We start from the raw sequence: 17,927 nt of genomic DNA on the forward strand, positions 1-17,927 counted from the left end.
CTTTCCGCTTCAGACGCTATCGATCCTTCGGCTTATACGCGACGCAGTCGATTTCAACCTTGCAATCGACCATCATCGAAGACTGAACACAGGCGCGCGCGGGCGGGTGTTCACCGAAATACTGCTGATAGATGCCGTTGAAGGTCCAGAAATCACGTGGATCGTCGAGCCAGACGCCACAACGCACCACGTGCTCGAGGCCGTAGCCGGCTTCTTCAAGAATCGCGATGACGTTCTGGATCGTCTTGTGGGTTTGCGCGACGATATTGCCGTCGATGATCTCGCCGTTTTCCATGGCGACCTGGCCCGATACATAGAGCCAGCCGTCAGCTTCGACCGCGCGGGCGAACGGCAGCGGCTTGCCGCCGGCACCCTTCTGAACCGTGCCATAACGCTTGATGGACATTGACCGATCCTTGCAAATTATTTTCGTGATACGTTGACAAAGGACCATATTAAGCGGAATTTGACCAGCGAAAAACATCATTCATGAAAAGAATTTCAATCGGGAACCCCATGCGCGATCCTTTCAAGAACCCTTTCCCTGCTTCCGACGTTGCCAGACATTCGATATGGGAGATGCTTGTTCCGCGTGACATCGACGCGTTTCTGGCAGCCGACTGGTCGCTTGTCGCGCACGACTTCGTGGAAGAGGGTTTCATCGGCATCGACGGCCGCAAGGAAGTGAGCCCGGACAAGTGGCGCCTGGCATTCCCGACCCTTGCAGCCTACCGTGACGAGTGGCTGCGCCAGGCCAAGGACTTCGCCACGCAGTCGTTTGCCGAAGATACGCGCACCGCGATCTTTACCACCACGACGCTCGAGGACATCGAGATCGAAGGCGACATGGCGCTCGTGCGCAAGAAGTTCAACGGTGGCATCAACAAGCCGGATGGCAGCCGCGATATCATGCAGTGGCAGACACTCTATTACTGCCGCCTGCACGAGGGCCGGTGGAAGATCAGCGGCTTTACCGGCTACCTGCCGAACCCGATGGGCTGACAAACAAAAAAAGGCCAAGCCATTGCGCATTTTCACGGCGGCGCTCGCGACCGAAACGAACACCTTCTCCCCCATCTGCATCGATCGCCGCGCGTTCGAAGCATCGCTTTATGCGCCTCCCGGCGAGCATCCGGAGACGCCAACGCTGTGCTCGGCGCCGATCACGGTCGGGCGAAGCGTCTGCGCGGCGAAGGGCTGGGAATTGATCGAAGGCACCGCCGCCTGGGCCGATCCCGCCGGCCTCGTCAGCCGTACGACCTACGAAGGTCTGCGCGACGAGGTCCTTGATCAGTTGCGCGCGGCTATGCCCGTCGATGCGGTCGTTCTCGGCCTGCATGGTGCAATGGTGGCTGCAGGCTATGAAGATACCGAAGGCGATATTCTGGCGCGCGTGCGAGAGATCGTCGGGCCGGATATTCTGGTTTGCGCCGAACTCGATCCGCACAGCCATCTGACGGTCAAGCGGCTGACGGCTGCGAACTTCTTCGTTTATTTCAAGGAGTTTCCGCACACCGATTTCGTCGACCGCGCCGAGGACCTGTGGCGCCTGGCGGTCGATACGCTCGAGGGTCGTATCAAGCCGGTCATGTCCGTCTTCGATTGCCGGATGATCGACGTGTTCCCGACATCGCGCGATCCGATGCGGTCGTTTGTCGACAAGATCATGCAGATCGAAAAGGATGACGCCGACATCCTGTCGATCTCGGTGATCCACGGCTTCATGGCCGGCGACGTGCCGGAAATGGGAACGAAGCTTCTCGTCGTCACCAACGACAAGCCCGAAAAGGGCAAGGCAGTTGCGCGGGAATTGGGACTCGAACTCTTTTCGAAGCGCGGAACGTTCATCATGCCGCAGATCGACGAGAAGCAGGCCGTCGACCAGGCATTGAAGGCAACCTCCTGGCCGGTCGTCATCGCCGACATGTGGGATAATCCCGGCGGCGGCACAGCAGGCGACGCGACCGTGCTTCTCGAAGAATTGCTGGCGAGGGGCGTGACCGATGCGGCAATCGGCACGATCTGGGACCCAATGGCGGTGCAGATCTGCATGGCGGCAGGCGAGGGAGCCGAAATCCCGCTCCGCTTCGGCGCCAAGTCTGCCCCCGGCACCGGCAACCCGGTGGATGGCATCGTCAAGGTGGTAAAGATCGTTCGCAACGCCGAGATGCGGTTTGGCGAGAGCTTCGCACCGTTCGGCGATTCCGCGCATGTCGTATTGAACGGCATCGACATCATCCTGAACTCGACACGAGCCCAGAGCTTCGATCCGAGCCTGTTTTCAGCCCTCGGAATTGAACCGACTTCGAAGAAGATCCTGGTGATCAAGTCGACCAATCACTTCTTTGCATCCTTCTCCAAGATCGCGGCGGAAATCATTTACTGCGCGGCCGGAACGCCTTATCCGAACAATCCGGCCAAGACTCCTTATCGGCGCGCCCGCAAGGATATCTGGCCGATGATAGCCGACCCACATGGCAGTGAAAGCGGAGCAGCGTAAGATGGAGCACAATCGCTTTGCGGTGGTCGCACAACCAGGCGACAGCATCACCGATCTCTCGACACCGCGACCGGTCATCGACGAAGAGCGGTTGGCAAGAAACATTGCGCGCACGCAGGCCTATATGAATGAGCATGGCCTGAACTTCCGTCCGCATATCAAGACACACAAGATCCCCGCGCTCGCCGCCGAGCAGGTCGCCGCTGGCGCGAAGGGGATCAACTGCCAGAAGATAACCGAAGCCGAGGTTTTCGCTGCCGCAGGCTTCGAAGACATTCTCATCACCTTCAACATCCTCGGCCCCGAGAAGCTGGAACGCCTTGCCGCCCTCAACGACCGGATCTCTGGCTTGAAGGTCGTGGCCGACAGCGCGACCACGGTCGATGGTCTCTCCGCCAAGTTTTCGTCCCGCAAGCCGCTCGCCGTTCTTGTCGAATGCGACACTGGCGGCGGACGTTGCGGCGTCCAGACGCCGGGAGATGCTGCTGCCCTTGCCAAGCGCATCAACGACGCGCCCGGCCTGATATTTGCGGGCCTTCTGAATTACCCGAAACCGGGTGCTGCTGAGGCCGTCCAGACCTTCCTCGCCGCCGCTCTGTCGCTGTTGCAGGCGCAAGGCATCGAGTGCCCAATCGTCAGCAACGGCGGGACGCCAAGCCTGTTTGAAGCGCATCTGGTCACGGCTGCGACCGAACACCGGGCCGGGACCTACATCTATAACGACCGCTCCATGGTCAGGGCCGGGCATTGCACCGAAGACGATTGCGCAATGCATGTGCTTGCGACCGTCGTCTCGCGCCCGACCGCGGACCGCGCCGTCATCGACGCCGGTTCGAAGGCGCTGACCTCCGACCTGCTAGGTTTTTCCGATTTCGGAACTGTCGTTGGTTATCCCGACGCCGTGATCACCGGGCTCTCGGAAGAGCACGGCGTGATCGACCTTTCCAGATGCACCGGCAGACGCCCGGAGATCGGCGAGAAGATCCGCATCATTCCGAACCACACCTGTGTTGTCTCGAACCTGTTCGACACGATGGTCTTCCATCGCGATGGCGTCGTTACCCGGGTCGAAGATGTCGCTGCGCGCGGACTGGTCTGGTAATCTCCCGTAAACCAGACGCCTACCTTTGGCTGAGACATCTTGACGTGGCAGTTTACCGGCGCATCTTCTGTTGTGCGGCAATGGTTTAGCGACGCCGGGAGGTCAGGTCTATGAGAGTTCTGGTGGCAGTGGGAATCGTGGCGAGCCTGGCTTGCATATCGGCAGCCGAAGCGCCTTGGCAATGGCAGACACTTTACGGCGTTCGCGTGGATTCCACGCCGACGCTGCTCAATCATTTCGACAGGGCGTATGCCTATTGCGAGCCGGAAGCAGTCCAGCGCGGGTCACCGGATCCGTATAGCCTGCTTCATGTGACGGCACTGAGGAGCTGCATGTCTCGGATGGGGATCATCGATCGCGGCGCCTACGCCTACCCGACCTACCTCTATTTCTATCACGCCCTCGATCGCTGAGGGCATGATAACCGGGCGGATCTGAGGGGCGGCGATAGCGCCGCCCGCAATCACGCGTTCGCAGTCGAGTTCAGCAGACCCATATCGATATCGGTCAGTTCGACGTGGCGTTCGAACGCGATACCGGCTTCATCGAACAGGTGGCAATCCACACGATTGATCCCCGCCGTCAACGGCTGTTCCGGGCGCACGCTGGCGCTGCCCGGCAACGTCGCGCAGAAGTTCTCGCCTTCACCGTCCAGCGAAGCATAGGCGACCGTCTGGGCGCCAAGGCGCTCGATGACCGTCGGAACGACATTGATCGAGATATCGCCGGCGCCAAGCTGGATATGTTCGGGACGGACGCCCAGCGTCAGCATCTTGCCCACGGCAGTCTCGCGCGGCGTCACCGGCAGTGTCACCGTCTGGCCCTTGTAGTCCACCGTCACGCCCGCATCGCTGACGGCCTTGCAGGTGACACTGAGGAAATTCATCTTCGGATTGCCGATGAAGCCGGCGACGAACATGTTGGCCGGCTTGTGGTAGAGTTCCAGCGGCGCTCCGGTTTGGGCGATTTCGCCGGCATTGAGGACCACGATACGATCCGCCATCGTCATCGCCTCGACCTGGTCGTGCGTGACGTAGATCATCGTTGCCTTCAGCTGGCGGTGAAGCTTCGCAAGCTCGATGCGCATGTCCGCACGCAGCGCCGCGTCAAGGTTGGACAACGGTTCGTCGAACAGGAAGATCTTCGGCTCGCGCACGATGGCTCGGCCGATCGCGACGCGCTGACGCTGGCCGCCCGAAAGCATGCCAGGCTTCTGCTGCAGTCGCTGGTCGAGATGGAGAATGCGCGCTGCATGCTCGACCTTGGCCTTCAGCTTTTCCTCTTCCATCTTTTCGACGCGAAGCGGAAAGGCAATGTTCTCGAAAACACTCATGTGCGGATAAAGCGCGTAGGACTGGAAGACCATCGCGATGCCGCGCTTGACGGGCGGCAGGTCGTTGACCCTCAGGCCATCGATAACCATATCACCGCCCGATGTCGCATCCAGACCCGCAATCATACGAAGCAACGTGGATTTGCCGCAGCCGGAGGGGCCGACGAAAACAACAAATTCGCCGTTCTTGACCTCGAGCTGAACGCCCTTGAGAACTTCGAAGTCGCCGTAGAACTTCTGAACCTTGTTGAGAAGAAGCTGTCCCAAAACCTGTCTCCGGTCGCCGCGTCATCCGGCGCTTGCACATAATAGATAAAGGATCGCGGGTGTTGCGCCCGCGATCCCAACAAAGGCTTACTTGAACGCTTCGATTTCGCCGGCAGCCTTCTTCAAGGCGTCAGCCGGTTCGGCCTTGCCCGTCACGACGGACTGAACCATCTCGATGATCGAGTTCTGGAAACCCTTGTAGTCGGTGAAGAGAGGCTCAGGACCACCGAACGCAATACCGTCGATGAACGGCTTCCACGACGGATCAGCCTTGACGAATTCGTCAACCTTGGCCGACGGACGCAGAGGCGTCAGACCTGCACCGCCCTGGAGTTCGTATTCGCCCTGTGGGCCCGGCGAGGTGATGAACTTGGCAAATTCAGCCGCCTTCTCTTCCACGCCCGTGCCCTTGAAGACCGCCAGGCTGTCCGTAATGAGCAGCGTGCCTTCGCCCTTGGCCGAAGGGCCGAGCGGCAGCGGTGCTACACCCCAGTTGATCTTGGTGTCCTTGAGGCGGGCAGCAGCGCCGGAACCAGCCTGGATCATACCGACCTTCCCATCGAGGAAGATGGCGCGGATTTCGTTCTGTTCGTAGGCGGTTGCGCCTTCGACGGAATAAGGCGTGATGTCCTTGTAGGCCTGCAGGGCAGCCAGCACTTCAGGGCTGTCGATGACAATCTTGTCGCCGTCGATGACCTTGCCGTTGTTGGTGTAAACCCAATGCATGAACTGGTGCATGGTGTTGTCGAAGGTCTTGGCCGGCAGACCGTAGCCTGCGATGCCGGTCTTTTCCTTGATGGCCTTCGCGTCGGCAATTTCTTCAGCCCAGGTCTTCGGCGGGGTTTCCGGATCGAGACCAGCCTGCTTGAAGAGGTCCTTGTTCCAGTAGAGGGCCTTGGTCGAGAAGGCGACCGGCACGCCCCACTGATTGCCATCGAAGGTAACCGTGTCGACGATGTTCGGATAGTAGCTCTTCTTCTCTTCGTCGGTCATCGGAACCGGAACGATCAGGTCGTTCTGGGCAAATTCCTTGAGCGTGCGCGAGCCGACATACGCCATACCGACCGGAGTGCCGGCAGCAGCAAGCGTCGTCGCCTTGTCCTGGCACTGTTCCCAGCCAACAACCTCAGGCGTGACCTTCCAGCCTGGGTTCTTGCCTTCCCATTCCTTGATGTACTTTTCATGGATGGGGTCAATCTTGTCACCGCAATAGATCCAGCTGATCTCCTTGTCAGCGGCATGTGCGGTCATGGTGCCGAGCGCGGTGGTGCCGAGCAGAGCAAGGGCCAATAGCCCGGTCTTGAATTGAACTGTCACTTCGTTAGCTCCCGTTTTTTCTCTGGTGGTTGACTTATCGACTTACTGTTTCACCGCGCCAGCGGTCAGGCCGCTGACGAGATACTTTTGAAGGAAGAAGATCACGATCATGGCAGGCGCAATGCCGACGAAGCTTGCGGCCATGAGCTCGTTCCAGACAACTTCCTGTCGGCCGAAATAGGCGAAGAGGCCAACCGGCAACGGCGCGAATTCGGTTTTGGAATTGAAGGTCAGTGCGAAGATAAACTGTTGGGCATAGGAGCCGATGAAGGTCGTGATCGCAACCACGGTGATACCTGGCATGGCGATCGGCAGGATGACGCGGCGCAGCGTGTAGAAGTGGCTGGCGCCGTCCACGAATGCAGCCTCGTCGAGCTCCCTCGGAATGCGCATCATGTAGGTCCTGAGCAGCCAGATCGCCGAAGGGATCAGGAAGGCAATGCCGGGAACCATGATCGCAAAATAGGTGTTGAGCAGGCCAAGCGTGCGCATCAGCCGGAACAGCGGAATGAGCAGCACAGCGCCTGAAAACATGTTGACGGCCAGGAACGCGCCGAGCAGGACGCCAGCACCCTTGAACTCAAAGCGGGCGAACGCATAGGAGGCGGGAATGACGAGAACCAGCACCGCCGCGGTCACGATGGTCGAGATGAAGAACGAGTTGAAGATGTAGCGCGCAAAGCCCGGAACGCTGACCCACATCGTCCTGTAGGCCTCGAAGGACCCGTTCTCGGGAATGAACCGATAGGGCGAGGAGAACAGCTGGCTGAGCGGCTTCAGCGAAACAAGGAAGCCCTCGACGAACGGCGCCAGCACGAAGGTGAGGAACACCGCGATGCCGACGTAGATGCCGACAATCTCGTACCATTTGTACCGGTTGATCAGCATAGGAGGCTGTTTCATCGCTTGTCTCCTGAGGCAAGACGGCTGGTCAGGCGGAAGTAGCAGACGCAGAAGATCGACAGGAAGATGCAGATCAGCACGGCGCGAGCGGCACCTTCGCCATATTTGTTCGATCCGATCGCCGTCTTGTAGGTATCGATGATCATCGTCGTCGTTTCGCCGCTCGGACCGCCGCGCGTCAAAATCCAGATGATGTCGAACGAATTGAAGGTGGAGATCAGCGACAGCATCGACATGGTGATCATCGAGGGGACGATCAGCGGCATGGTAATGCGGCGGAAGCGGTAGAAACGGCCTGCTCCGTCGGTCCACGCAGCTTCGTACAGATCCTGCGGGATCGCCTGCATGGCCGCGAGCATATAGAGCGTCACCATGGGAACGCCGATCCAGACGTCGGTGATGATCGTCGCCCAGAACGCTGTCGATCCTTGAGCCAGGAACGCTACCGGAGCGTCCGCGAGGCCAAAGCGCTGCAGCATCCCGGAAATCATCCCGAACTGGCCGTTATACATCCAGCCCCACATGAAGATGCCGATTGCCATCGGAACGATCCACGGCGGCATGGTGAGGACACGGAACAGCGCACGACCGGGCACAGCCGAGTTCAGCATCGTCGCGCCGAAGACACCGATGATCATCTTGATGGAGACCGAGAAGAACGTCCAGATGAAGGTCCGGATGATGACTTCCGCGAAGGTCTCGTTGAAGATCTTCTGATAATTCACCCAGCCGACCCAGTTCGTCACCTTCTTCAGCGACGCATCGGTGAAGGAGAGGATGAATGTATCGACCAGAGGATAGGCGACGATCACCGCGACATAGAGGACAGCCGGAAAGAGCAATATCCAGGCGAAGATGAGGTTGCTGCGTTGAACATTCATCCTCCCGCCCTCCTCAAGCCGCTCTTGCGTGAAGCGCCTCGTCAAATCTGTCCCACACCGGGCGCAGATCGACAATCGTTCTCTTGATCCGCGCCTCGTCCATGGACAAGGCAAGAATGCCGGCCTCGAGCGCGTTGAGCGTCGAAACAGGGAGCTCGGTGCCGGTGCGAACGCTGTCCAGAAGGTCGGCCGCCATCTGTTCGTCGGCGCCGTAATGCTGGGAAAGCTCGGTGGCGTAATACTTGTTCTCGATGACCTTCTTGCCAGTCAGCTGCTCGTGCACGTCAAGATAGCCGCGGACGAAATCGCCTTCCGCCATGCCGCGCGAGCCCATGATGGCAAAGCGGCGGAACTGGTCAGGAACGTTCAGATTGGTGTGAAAGTTCATGCCCACGCCGTTGGCGTATTCGACGATCGCGACCTGATAATCGATGATATCGGCGTCGCTATCGAACACCTTGTCGGAGCCCATCCAGCCGCTCGGCTTGCGATGGAACAGCTCGAGGTCGTTGATGCCTTCGCGGGCTGGGTCATTTTCCGGGGTGAAGCTCTTGCGACCGCCGAAGCTTGCAACGCGTTCGGGGCGAGCGCCGACGACACCATTGTAGAGGTCGAGGTCGTGGCAGCACTTTTCCAGCATAAAGCTGCCGGAATAACGCTCGTAACGGCGCCAGTCGCGCATGAAGAACGCGCCGTGATAGGGCTCGATATGCTCTGCGGCTTCAATCGAGACGATCTGGCCAAGGCTGCCGGACGCCTGAATGGCGCGCAAGTCCTTGTAGAGCGGCGAATAGCGCAGCACGAGACCGACCATCAGGCGCTCATGGCCGAACTTGGCCATCAGCCGCGCCAGCTCGATGCTCTCGGCAATCGTGGTCACGATCGGCTTTTCGCAGAAGACTTTCAGGCCGGCTTCGAGGCCGAGCCTGATGTGGTCGAGATGCATGTGGTTCGGCGAACCGATCATCAGCAGATCGAGCTTTTCGCTGGCGATCAGCTCTTGAGGCGAGGCATAGGCTTTACCAGCGGAAACGCCGTTTTCAACGAGGCCAGGAAGACCTGCCGGATCGGGATCGACGTAACCGACGATCTCGAAGCTCTCATCCACAGACTTAAAGACGTAGCCCAGGTAGCCGAGCCGGAAACCTAGCCCGATAATTCCCACTTTCATGCCGTTCTCGTTCCCATTTACGTAATTTATTTTCGTCAAGTTGGGACAAAAATTCGATCTCGTCAACAGAAATCCCGCAAAAAGTTGGGTGTATGAAATTAATTTTCATAGCCACTTGTTTTGACGGGTTTTCGATTTTCACGGAGAAACAGCTGGCCGATCCGGCATCCGCAACCGCCCGCACGCTTCAAGGAAAGCCCGCATGACAGCTGTGAAAAGCCGATCATTACCTCCTGATTTCCCCTGAAAAATGCGGGAGAAGCCGTCAAATCCTACTGGTTTCGCCTTTTGCCCTCAAGCAGATCAAGCACCGAGTTGGCCGCTTCGAGTACGTTGGTTCCCGGCCCGAAAACGGCAGCGACGCCGTGGTCTGTAAGGAACTGATAGTCCTGGCGCGGGATGACCCCGCCGACGACCACGATAATATCATCCGCACCCTGTGCCTTGAGCGCCGCGATCAATTGCGGTGCGAGGGTTTTATGGCCCGCCGCCAGCGACGACATGCCCACGACATGCACCTTGCTAGCCACAGCAAGATCGGCCGCCTCCTGCGGGGTCTGGAAGAGCGGGCCCGCGAGCACGTCAAAGCCGATGTCGCCGAACGCAGAGGCAATGACCTTGGCGCCACGGTCATGGCCGTCCTGGCCGAGCTTGGCGACCATGATCTTAGGCTTGTGGCCTAGGCTCTTGCTGACGGTGGCCATCCGCCCCTTCAGGGTCGCCAGCTCCGGTTCGTCGCGATAGGCGTCGCCGTAGACATCCTTGATGACCTCGGGCGTTGCGGCATGATCGCCGAATGCCCGGCGCATGGCATCGGAAATCTCACCGACCGTCGCCCGCGCACGGGCCGCATCGACCGCAGCCTCTAGCAGGTTACCCTTGCCGGTCCGCGCCACGTCGAAAAGCCTGTCGAGGGTTTCGCGCACCCGGGCGCCGTCGCGACGGCGCCGGGTATCCTCGAGCCGCTTGATCTGGGCAGCACGCACGGCGCTGTTGTCGATCTCAAGAATGTCGATCGGTTTCTCGTCTTCCAGCCTGTACTTGTTGACGCCGACGATGACTTCGTCGCCTTTGTCGACAGCGGCTTGGCGCCGTGTCGCGGCCTCCTCGATCAGCCGTTTCGGCAGCCCTTCGTTCACCGCCTTCGTCATGCCGCCCAGCGCCTCGACCTCCTCGATCAGAGCCCAGGCCTTGTTCGCGAGTTCATCGGTGAGGCTTTCGACATAGTAAGACCCGGCCAGCGGATCCACCACCTTCGTAACGCCTGTCTCATGCTGCAGAATGAGCTGCGTATTGCGGGCAATGCGAGCCGAGAACTCAGTCGGCAGCGCGATAGCCTCGTCGAACGAGTTCGTGTGCAGCGATTGAGTTCCACCAAGAGCCGCCGACAGGGCCTCGAATGCGGTGCGGATGATGTTGTTGTAGGGATCCTGTTCCTGCAGGGACACGCCAGATGTCTGGCAATGCGTCCGCAACATCAGCGACGATGCCTTCTTCGGCTGGAACTCCTGCATGATGCGCGTCCACAGCAACCGCGCCGCACGCAGCTTCGCGGCCTCCATGAAGAAATTCATGCCAATGGCAAAGAAGAAGGAGAGGCGCCCCGCGAAATCGTCGACGTTCAAGCCCTTGGCAATAGCGGCGCGCACATATTCGCGTCCGTCGGCAAGCGTGAAGGCAAGCTCCTGTACCAGCGTCGCGCCGGCTTCCTGCATGTGATAGCCGGAGATCGAGATCGAGTTGAACTTCGGCATTTCCTTTGCGGTGTACTCGATGATGTCGGCAACGATCCGCATCGATGGTTCGGGCGGGTAGATATAGGTGTTACGGACCATGAACTCCTTGAGGATGTCGTTCTGGATCGTTCCCGACAGTGCCGCTCTCGATACGCCCTGTTCTTCTCCTGCCACGATGAAGTTCGCGAGAATCGGAATGACCGCGCCGTTCATGGTCATGGAGACCGAAATCTTGTCGAGCGGAATGCCGTCGAACAGGATCTTCATGTCCTCGACACTGTCGATCGCCACGCCCGCCTTGCCGACATCGCCTTCCACGCGGGGATGGTCGCTGTCATAGCCGCGATGGGTGGCCAGATCGAAGGCAACGGAAACACCCTGCTGACCGGCTGCGAGTGCCTTGCGATAGAATGCGTTGGATGCTTCGGCTGTCGAAAAACCGGCATATTGCCGGATGGTCCACGGTCGACCGGCATACATCGTCGCGCGCGGCCCGCGGGTGAACGGGGCAAGCCCGGGGAGGGATCCGAGATGGTCGGCCCCCTCGATATCCTGCTCGGTGTAGAGCGGCTTGACGTCGATACCTTCTGGCGTATGCCAGACGAGCGTTTCAGGCGAAGCACGAAGCTCCCTCTCGGCAAGATCCTGCCAATCGCCAAGCGTCTTCTTCGTCATACCAATCCTCCGGCATTCTACTTTTGCCACACGCTATCACCTTAACGGCGTGTGGCGCGATAGAGCCTTAGGACTATTTATTGAGGAAATTCTTGGCGGCAATAATCCGGCGTCAGCGCGTCACTCAGCCGCGGCGAGAACCCGGTTCTTGCTGGGAAAGAATGCGGACAGCTCGCCCACGACCTCGCCAATGCGGCCGGCCAACGGTTCGGAAGCCACCTTATAGTCGGTAAAATCGCGATCCGACGCGTAAACGGCGGTCGGCAGCGTATGGGCCATGAAGAAGCCGAACAGCGGCCGCAGCTGGTGTTCCACCATCAGGGCATGGCGATCGCCGCCACCGGTCGCAGTGATAATGATCGGCTTGGCACGCAGCTCATGCGGATCGATCAGGTCGATCAGATGCTTGAAGAGGCCGGGATAGGACCCCTTGTAGGTCGGCGATCCGATAATCAGCGCATCGGCGCTGATGATGTCGTCGATCACGCGCTTGGCTGTGTCATCGAGATCCTTGCGCCACTGGGCCTGTCCGAGTGAAGGGCCGACATCCGTCAGATCGTATATCGTCTGTGCAAAGCCATATTGGCCGCTCGCCAGGTCCGCGACGTGGCTTACCAGCGCATAAGTCTTCGAAGGACGGTTGAAGCTTCCCGCGAGACCAACGAGTTTGGGACCAGGCATTCGATTTCCTTTCGTACATACCGCCAATATTTCGGCAATATTGTCCATATTTTTTATAGACTAAAGGTATATCCTTGCCGATTTTGGCGAGTGCTGAAAAATCGGTGCTCATACGGCGCGCAAATCGCGACCGAACAATTGCCCCAATCGCCTAGCCCTTGCGCCCCTTGGAGCGCGCTGCCAACACGTTCTTGATCGAAAAGCTCGAATGGATCCGCAACACTCCGGGGAGGGTGGACAGTATCTCCTTGTGGATCCGCTCGAATTCACCGGCGGTCGCCACCTCCACGCGAAGCAGATAGTCCGAGCCACCCGTCATCAGAAAGCATTCCTGGATCTCCGGGTGACGCCTGACCGATGCCTCAAACCGGTTGAGGTAATCCTCGGTCTGCCGTTCCAGCGTGATATTGATGATAACGGCAATCGAATTTTCACCCGCAGCGCTGTCGACGAGAGCGGTATAACCGCGAATGACGCCATCGTTTTCGAGAATGTGAATCCGCCGCAGACAGGCGGAAGGCGACAGTCCCACCTCCGCCGCGAGCTTGGCGTTGGTCATGCGCGCATTGAGTCGCAACAGCCGGATGATATTGCGGTCGATTGCGTCCAAGGCGGCCATGAATTTTCTTTCATTCTTCAGATGATAATTCTGATAATCATCTTGGATTAGAATTTTCAAGCACAAATCCGTGAGAAATTCTCCGATTGTTTCAATACCTTTGCGGTAGAAATCGTGGGAGCATTGGCAATGGACGGTGGGGTTTGGAGTTCGTCGAACAGGGATCAATCGGATCTCCGGGGAGCGTCCGGCCGTTTGATCATCGATCTGGCCGCCATCCGGCGGAATTACCTGCAACTTTCAGAGCAGCTGGCACCGGTGAAAGCCGGAGCCGTCGTCAAGGCGGATGCCTACGGGCTTGGCGCTGACCGCGTCGTCCCGGTTCTTTACTCTGCAGGTTGCCGCAACTTCTTCGTTGCTCACTTCGGCGAGGCGCTGAAGATAAGGCCGCGTCTTGCAGGTGACGCCAGGATATTCGTGCTGAACGGCCTCCAGCCGGGCAGCGAGAACGCGTGTGCCGATGCCAATGTCATTCCGGTCGCGAACTCTCCCGAGCAGCTGGAGCGCTGGGCATCTGTCGCGCGCAATCGCGGCAAGAAGCTGCCGGTCATCCTTCAGTTCGACACCGGCATGTCGCGGCTTGGAATGTCGGCCGACGACAGTGCGCTGCTTGCGCGCGAACCGAACCGACTAAGCGATGTCGACGTCCTGTTCATCATGAGCCACCTCGCTTCGGCTGATGAGGCTGACAGCGAGCAGAATGGCGAGCAACTGGCTGCCATGCAGACCGTGGCGGCGCAATTTCCTGGCACCGCTATATGCTTTGCCAATTCCGGCGGCATTTTCCTCGGTGCGGATTACCATGCCGGTTTGGCACGTCCAGGCATTGCTCTTTATGGCGGGGCGCCGACGAGCGGCGAAGCCAATCCGATGCGTGCGGTCGTGAGGCTCGACGTCAGCGTCATCCAGACGCGGTCCGTGCCGGCTGGGACCCGCATAGGCTACGGCGGCGTCCATGTCGCGGAAACCAAAATGCACCTTGCAACGATCGCCGCCGGCTACGCGGACGGTCTGCCACGCAGCCTCAGCGACCGCGGCGCGGCCTTTTACGGCGCGACGCGTCTTCCTATCGTCGGACGCGTTTCGATGGACAGCATGACCATCAACGTAACGGCTCTGCCGCCCGGTACGTTGACGCTCGGCAGCTTTGTCGAGATCATCGGCGAGCATCAGACGCTTGAAGATGTCGCAGACGCCGCCGGAACCATTTCATACGAAATCCTGACAAGCCTCGGCCAGCGCTACCAGCGCGAATACCGGGGCCTCACTCAGCCGCAATCCATACAGCAGAGAGCATAATGAAAATCACCATTCTCGGCGCCGGCGTCATCGGCGTCACATCGGCCTATTATCTCGCCAAGGCTGGACACGAGGTAACCGTCCTCGACCGGCAGACCGGCCCCGCTCTCGAAACCAGCTTCGCCAATGCGGGCGAGATTTCGCCGGGCTACGCGTCGCCCTGGGCCGCACCCGGCATTCCGCAGAAGGCGGTCAAATGGCTGTTCATGAAGCACGCCCCGCTGATCATCCGGCCGATGGCGGACGCAGCCACCTGGCGTTGGATGATGGCGATGCTCGCCAATTGCACGGCTGCCCGCTACGCCGTCAACAAGAGCCGGATGGTGCGGCTTGCCGAGTACAGCCGCGATTGCCTGATCGCGCTGCGCGAGGAGACCGGCATCGCCTATGATCACCGGACACAGGGTACGCTGCAGCTGTTTCGGACACAGAAGCAGGTCGACGGCGTTGGCAAGGACATCGAAGTTCTCAAGGCGGACGGCGTGCCGTTCGAGGTTCTCGATCCGGCGGGTTGCGTTGCCGTCGAACCCGGCCTGGCGCCGGTCCGGGACAAGATCGTGGGCGGTCTTCGGTTGCCGAATGACGAAACCGGCGATTGCTTCAAATTCACGAATGAATTGCAGGCGAAGGCGGAAGCGCTCGGCGTCACGTTCCGGTTCGGTGTCGATATTTGCGGGCTGAAGACGAGCGGCGGCCGCGTGGTTGCCGTCGAGACAGCGGAGGGCGACGTCTCCGGCGACGCTTTCGTTGCAGCCCTTGGTAGCTATACGCCGGCACTGCTGCAGCCGCTCGGTCTGCGGCTTCCTGTTTACCCCGTAAAAGGCTACTCGATCACGGTACCGATCGTCGACGAAACCCGCGCGCCCGTCTCCACGATCATGGATGAGACCTACAAGATCGCGATCACGCGCCTCGGCGACCGTATCCGCGTCGGCGGCATGGCGGAAATCGCCGGCTTCAGCCGCGACCTGCCGCCCGCTCGTCGTGCCACGCTGGAGCATTCGGTCGAGGATCTGTTCGGCGGTGCCGGGGATCAGAAAAGGGCGACCTTCTGGTCCGGCCTGAGACCGATGACGCCGGACGGCACACCGGTGATCGGCGCAACCCGCTTCAGCAACCTCTATCTCAACTCGGGTCACGGCACCCTTGGCTGGACCATGGCCTGCGGGTCGGCGAGCGTTCTTTCGGATCTCATCAGCGGTGTTGCACCGCAGATCGAGGTCACGGACCTTGCTCTCAGCCGCTACGCGCAATCCTGAAAGAGCAACGCAGGATTGTTCGAAAGGCGATCTTGAATCTTTTGCACGCACAGGCACTTGTTTAGGGCGGATTGAAAGAACAGAGTATTTCGCGATCGCCCTCGCTATGTCGGATGTGCCATGACATTCTTGACTGACCCAGTGATTGCAGTTTTTCTGTCGCTCTCGCTGGGTTATTTCATCGGCCTGGCCAAAATCGGACCGATACGGCTGGGCGGTGTCTGCGGCACCTTGTTCGTTTCCCTGCTGATCGGCCAGCTTGGCGTGACGGTCAGCGCCGACCTGAAGAATACGGCATTCGCGCTTTTCATTTTCGCCCTTGGCTTCTCGGCAGGGCCGCAGTTCTTCGCGAATATCCGCGGCGGATGGCGCTTCGGCATCTTCTCCGTCATCGAAGTCGTGACGGCATTGTCGCTCGTTGCGATCTGCGTTTACGTGTTTGGCTTCGATCCAGGCACGGCGGCAGGTCTTTTTGCAGGCTCCGCAACTGAATCGGCAGTATTGGGGACGGCTGGCGATGCGATTTCCCGGCTCGATATGTCGCCCGACGGCATCCTGGATCTCGAATCCAACATGGCAACTGCCTACAGCATCACCTATCTTTTTGGCCTCGTCGCCATCGTCCTATTCACGACGCAGATCGCCCCCCTCATTCTTCGCAAGAACCTGAGGACGGAAGCGCAGGCGCTTGCGGCCTCTCTTGGGTCGGAGGAGGAGGAAGGCCTCGAAAGCGGGCTTCCCATTCTCGTCGGACGCGCCTTCCTTGCAACGCCGCTGGCTGGTCAATCGGTTGGAAGCTTCGAGCGGCGCCATGGCTACAGTGTCGTGATCGAGCGGGTGAAGCGCGGCGACGAACTCCTCGAGGCAACATCGGATTTCACGCTCGCAGCCAGCGACATTGCTTTCGTGCTCGGCCGGCGCGACGCGGTCATTGCGGCCAAGGACATGCTCGGCGAAGAGGTTCCGGTCCCAGCCGGTGCAGGACCGCCCATCGCCACGAAGGACGTGGTGCTTTTGCGTCGGGATCTCTTCGGACGAAGGATCGAAGAGCTGCGCGGAATTGGCAATATCGAAGCACAACGTGGCATCTTCATCACCCGCATCCGCAGGCTCGGCCACCATGTGCCGGTCCTGCCGAAAACGCGCCTGCAGGAGGGAGACGTCATCACCCTTCAAGGTTCGGAAGCGCTTCTCAACGGTGCTGCCACGCGGCTCGGCAAGGCGTTACCCTCCACGACGGCGACCGACCTCATGTTCATGGGACTTGGCATCGTCGTCGGCTTGCTGGTTGGAAGGCTGGCGTTTAAGACCGGCGCGCTGGAACTGACGCTCGGCGCCGGCGGCGGAGCCCTGATCTCCGGCCTGTTTTTCGGCTGGCTGAACATGCGCTACCCCAACAGGGCCTATCTTCCACCACCTGCGGCCGAGTTTGCCAAGGAGTTCGGGCTGGCAACATTCATCGCGGCGATCGGCTTGGCCGCGGGGCCTGGCGCCATCGCGCTGATTGCCGAATATGGCCTGATCCTGCCCGTTCTTGGCGCGGCGATGTCATTGACGCCGGCTCTCGTCTCCTTGTTCGTTGGCTGGAAGCTGATGAAAATCGAGATGCCGATCCTGCTCGGCGTCATCGCCGGCCAACACTGCAGCACGCCAACCATCAGCGCTCTGGTCTCGCAGGCCGGCAATGCCACTCCTGTAATCGGCTATACGGTCACTTATGCGATTTCCAACGTCCTGCTACCGCTGGTCGGGCCCGTGGTCATCGCGCTCGCCGAAAGCCTTGCACGATCGGCAAGCTAGCTTCGCCACCCTGGCATCGTGTGCACGCCCTAGGCCAACAGCGCGTTGATCGCGATGATCGCGAGAAAGGCGATAACGACCAATGACGCCCCCCAACCGACGAAACGATTGGCTCTCGTCAGAACCTGCGGCCTGACATCCCGCTTCGGATTGATCTTGTGCCGCCGTTTGAGGGCAGCCCGGGTCGGGGGTGGTCTCTGTCCTTCGGTCATCGTCGCCTCGTTCCCGGCTGGGTCCATCGCCGGAGAGGCCAATCTAGCATAAAAATTGATTGTTCGAATGGTGCTGCGCGGGCAAGCGGATCGGTATCCGCGCGCCAAATGTTGGCTTACTCTCGGGTAGCCTAAAGCGCGTGAAAACACCGCCAGATCCTCGACGCAGTCA

General features: G+C 59.7%; 17 protein-coding genes. 7 read left to right on the top strand and 10 right to left on the bottom strand.

The features are described from left to right. Positions 1-16: 16 nt before the first annotated feature. Positions 17-406 carry a RidA family protein gene (locus A6U87_RS14000; protein ID WP_065691864.1) on the bottom strand — a complete coding sequence of 130 codons (390 nt, stop codon included), beginning with the start codon at positions 404-406 and terminating at the stop codon, positions 17-19. 110 nt (positions 407-516) lie between these two features. On the opposite strand from A6U87_RS14000, the gene A6U87_RS14005 reads away from it, so the two are divergent. From A6U87_RS14005 to A6U87_RS14020, 4 genes are all read left to right on the top strand, one after another. Next, positions 517-1,002, top strand: a complete 486-nt coding sequence (locus A6U87_RS14005; protein ID WP_065691865.1) for a hypothetical protein — start codon at positions 517-519, stop codon at positions 1,000-1,002. Between the two features lie 22 nt (positions 1,003-1,024). After that, a complete protein-coding gene (locus tag A6U87_RS14010) occupies positions 1,025-2,500 on the top strand; it encodes a M81 family metallopeptidase (protein WP_065691866.1) in 1,476 nt (491 codons plus the stop codon). Between the two features lies 1 nt (position 2,501). Further along, entirely contained in the window at positions 2,502-3,602 is a 1,101-nt protein-coding gene (locus tag A6U87_RS14015; RefSeq protein ID WP_065691867.1) for a D-TA family PLP-dependent enzyme, read from the top strand. 110 nt (positions 3,603-3,712) lie between these two features. Beyond that, positions 3,713-4,015 carry a hypothetical protein gene (locus tag A6U87_RS14020; RefSeq protein ID WP_065691868.1) on the top strand — a complete coding sequence of 101 codons (303 nt, stop codon included), beginning with the start codon at positions 3,713-3,715 and terminating at the stop codon, positions 4,013-4,015. A gap of 50 nt (positions 4,016-4,065) precedes the next feature. Here the strand turns inward: A6U87_RS14020 and A6U87_RS14025 are convergent, their stop codons facing one another. The 8 genes from A6U87_RS14025 to A6U87_RS14060 form a co-directional block, all read right to left on the bottom strand. Then, complete coding sequence (locus tag A6U87_RS14025; protein ID WP_065691869.1) at positions 4,066-5,202, bottom strand: ABC transporter ATP-binding protein; 1,137 nt, start codon at positions 5,200-5,202, stop codon at positions 4,066-4,068. A gap of 87 nt (positions 5,203-5,289) precedes the next feature. Beyond that, the gene (locus A6U87_RS14030; RefSeq protein ID WP_065691870.1) at positions 5,290-6,519 is read right to left on the bottom strand and encodes an ABC transporter substrate-binding protein; all 1,230 of its coding nucleotides are present in this window, start codon (positions 6,517-6,519) and stop codon (positions 5,290-5,292) included. Between the two features lie 42 nt (positions 6,520-6,561). Next, positions 6,562-7,422, bottom strand: a complete 861-nt coding sequence (locus A6U87_RS14035; protein WP_065691871.1) for a carbohydrate ABC transporter permease — start codon at positions 7,420-7,422, stop codon at positions 6,562-6,564. Beyond that, positions 7,419-8,303, bottom strand: coding sequence for a carbohydrate ABC transporter permease (locus tag A6U87_RS14040; RefSeq protein ID WP_065691872.1), 885 nt, complete (start codon positions 8,301-8,303; stop codon positions 7,419-7,421). Before A6U87_RS14040 ends, A6U87_RS14035 begins: the two co-directional genes overlap by 4 nt. Before the next feature lie 13 nt (positions 8,304-8,316). Beyond that, positions 8,317-9,474: a Gfo/Idh/MocA family protein gene (locus tag A6U87_RS14045; RefSeq protein ID WP_065691873.1), complete on the bottom strand. Its 1,158-nt coding sequence runs from the start codon at positions 9,472-9,474 to the stop codon at positions 8,317-8,319. A 272-nt stretch (positions 9,475-9,746) separates the two neighbouring features. After that, positions 9,747-11,885: a methylmalonyl-CoA mutase gene (scpA, locus tag A6U87_RS14050; protein ID WP_065691874.1), complete on the bottom strand. Its 2,139-nt coding sequence runs from the start codon at positions 11,883-11,885 to the stop codon at positions 9,747-9,749. Between the two features lie 120 nt (positions 11,886-12,005). Continuing rightward, a complete protein-coding gene (msuE, locus tag A6U87_RS14055) occupies positions 12,006-12,566 on the bottom strand; it encodes an FMN reductase (RefSeq protein ID WP_065691875.1) in 561 nt (186 codons plus the stop codon). 151 nt (positions 12,567-12,717) lie between these two features. After that, on the bottom strand, positions 12,718-13,185 hold the full coding sequence (locus tag A6U87_RS14060; protein ID WP_065692217.1) for an Lrp/AsnC family transcriptional regulator: 468 nt from the start codon (positions 13,183-13,185) through the stop codon (positions 12,718-12,720). A 129-nt stretch (positions 13,186-13,314) separates the two neighbouring features. Between A6U87_RS14060 and alr the strand changes: the two genes are divergently transcribed. The 3 genes from alr (at position 13,315) to aspT (ending at position 17,543) form a co-directional block, all read left to right on the top strand. Continuing rightward, the gene (gene alr, locus A6U87_RS14065; RefSeq protein WP_065691876.1) at positions 13,315-14,484 is read left to right on the top strand and encodes an alanine racemase; all 1,170 of its coding nucleotides are present in this window, start codon (positions 13,315-13,317) and stop codon (positions 14,482-14,484) included. Further along, positions 14,484-15,743: a D-amino acid dehydrogenase gene (locus tag A6U87_RS14070; RefSeq protein WP_065691877.1), complete on the top strand. Its 1,260-nt coding sequence runs from the start codon at positions 14,484-14,486 to the stop codon at positions 15,741-15,743. Before alr ends, A6U87_RS14070 begins: the two co-directional genes overlap by 1 nt. A 120-nt stretch (positions 15,744-15,863) precedes the next feature. Then, entirely contained in the window at positions 15,864-17,543 is a 1,680-nt protein-coding gene (aspT, locus tag A6U87_RS14075) for an aspartate-alanine antiporter (RefSeq protein ID WP_065691878.1), read from the top strand. Between the two features lie 29 nt (positions 17,544-17,572). Here aspT and A6U87_RS14080 read toward each other — a convergent pair whose 3' ends face one another. Then, positions 17,573-17,755 carry a hypothetical protein gene (locus tag A6U87_RS14080; RefSeq protein WP_065692218.1) on the bottom strand — a complete coding sequence of 61 codons (183 nt, stop codon included), beginning with the start codon at positions 17,753-17,755 and terminating at the stop codon, positions 17,573-17,575. Positions 17,756-17,927: the final 172 nt, after the last annotated feature.

Origin of the sequence: Rhizobium sp. AC44/96 (assembly GCF_001692185.1) — a bacterium.
Lineage (GTDB): Bacteria > Pseudomonadota > Alphaproteobacteria > Rhizobiales > Rhizobiaceae > Rhizobium.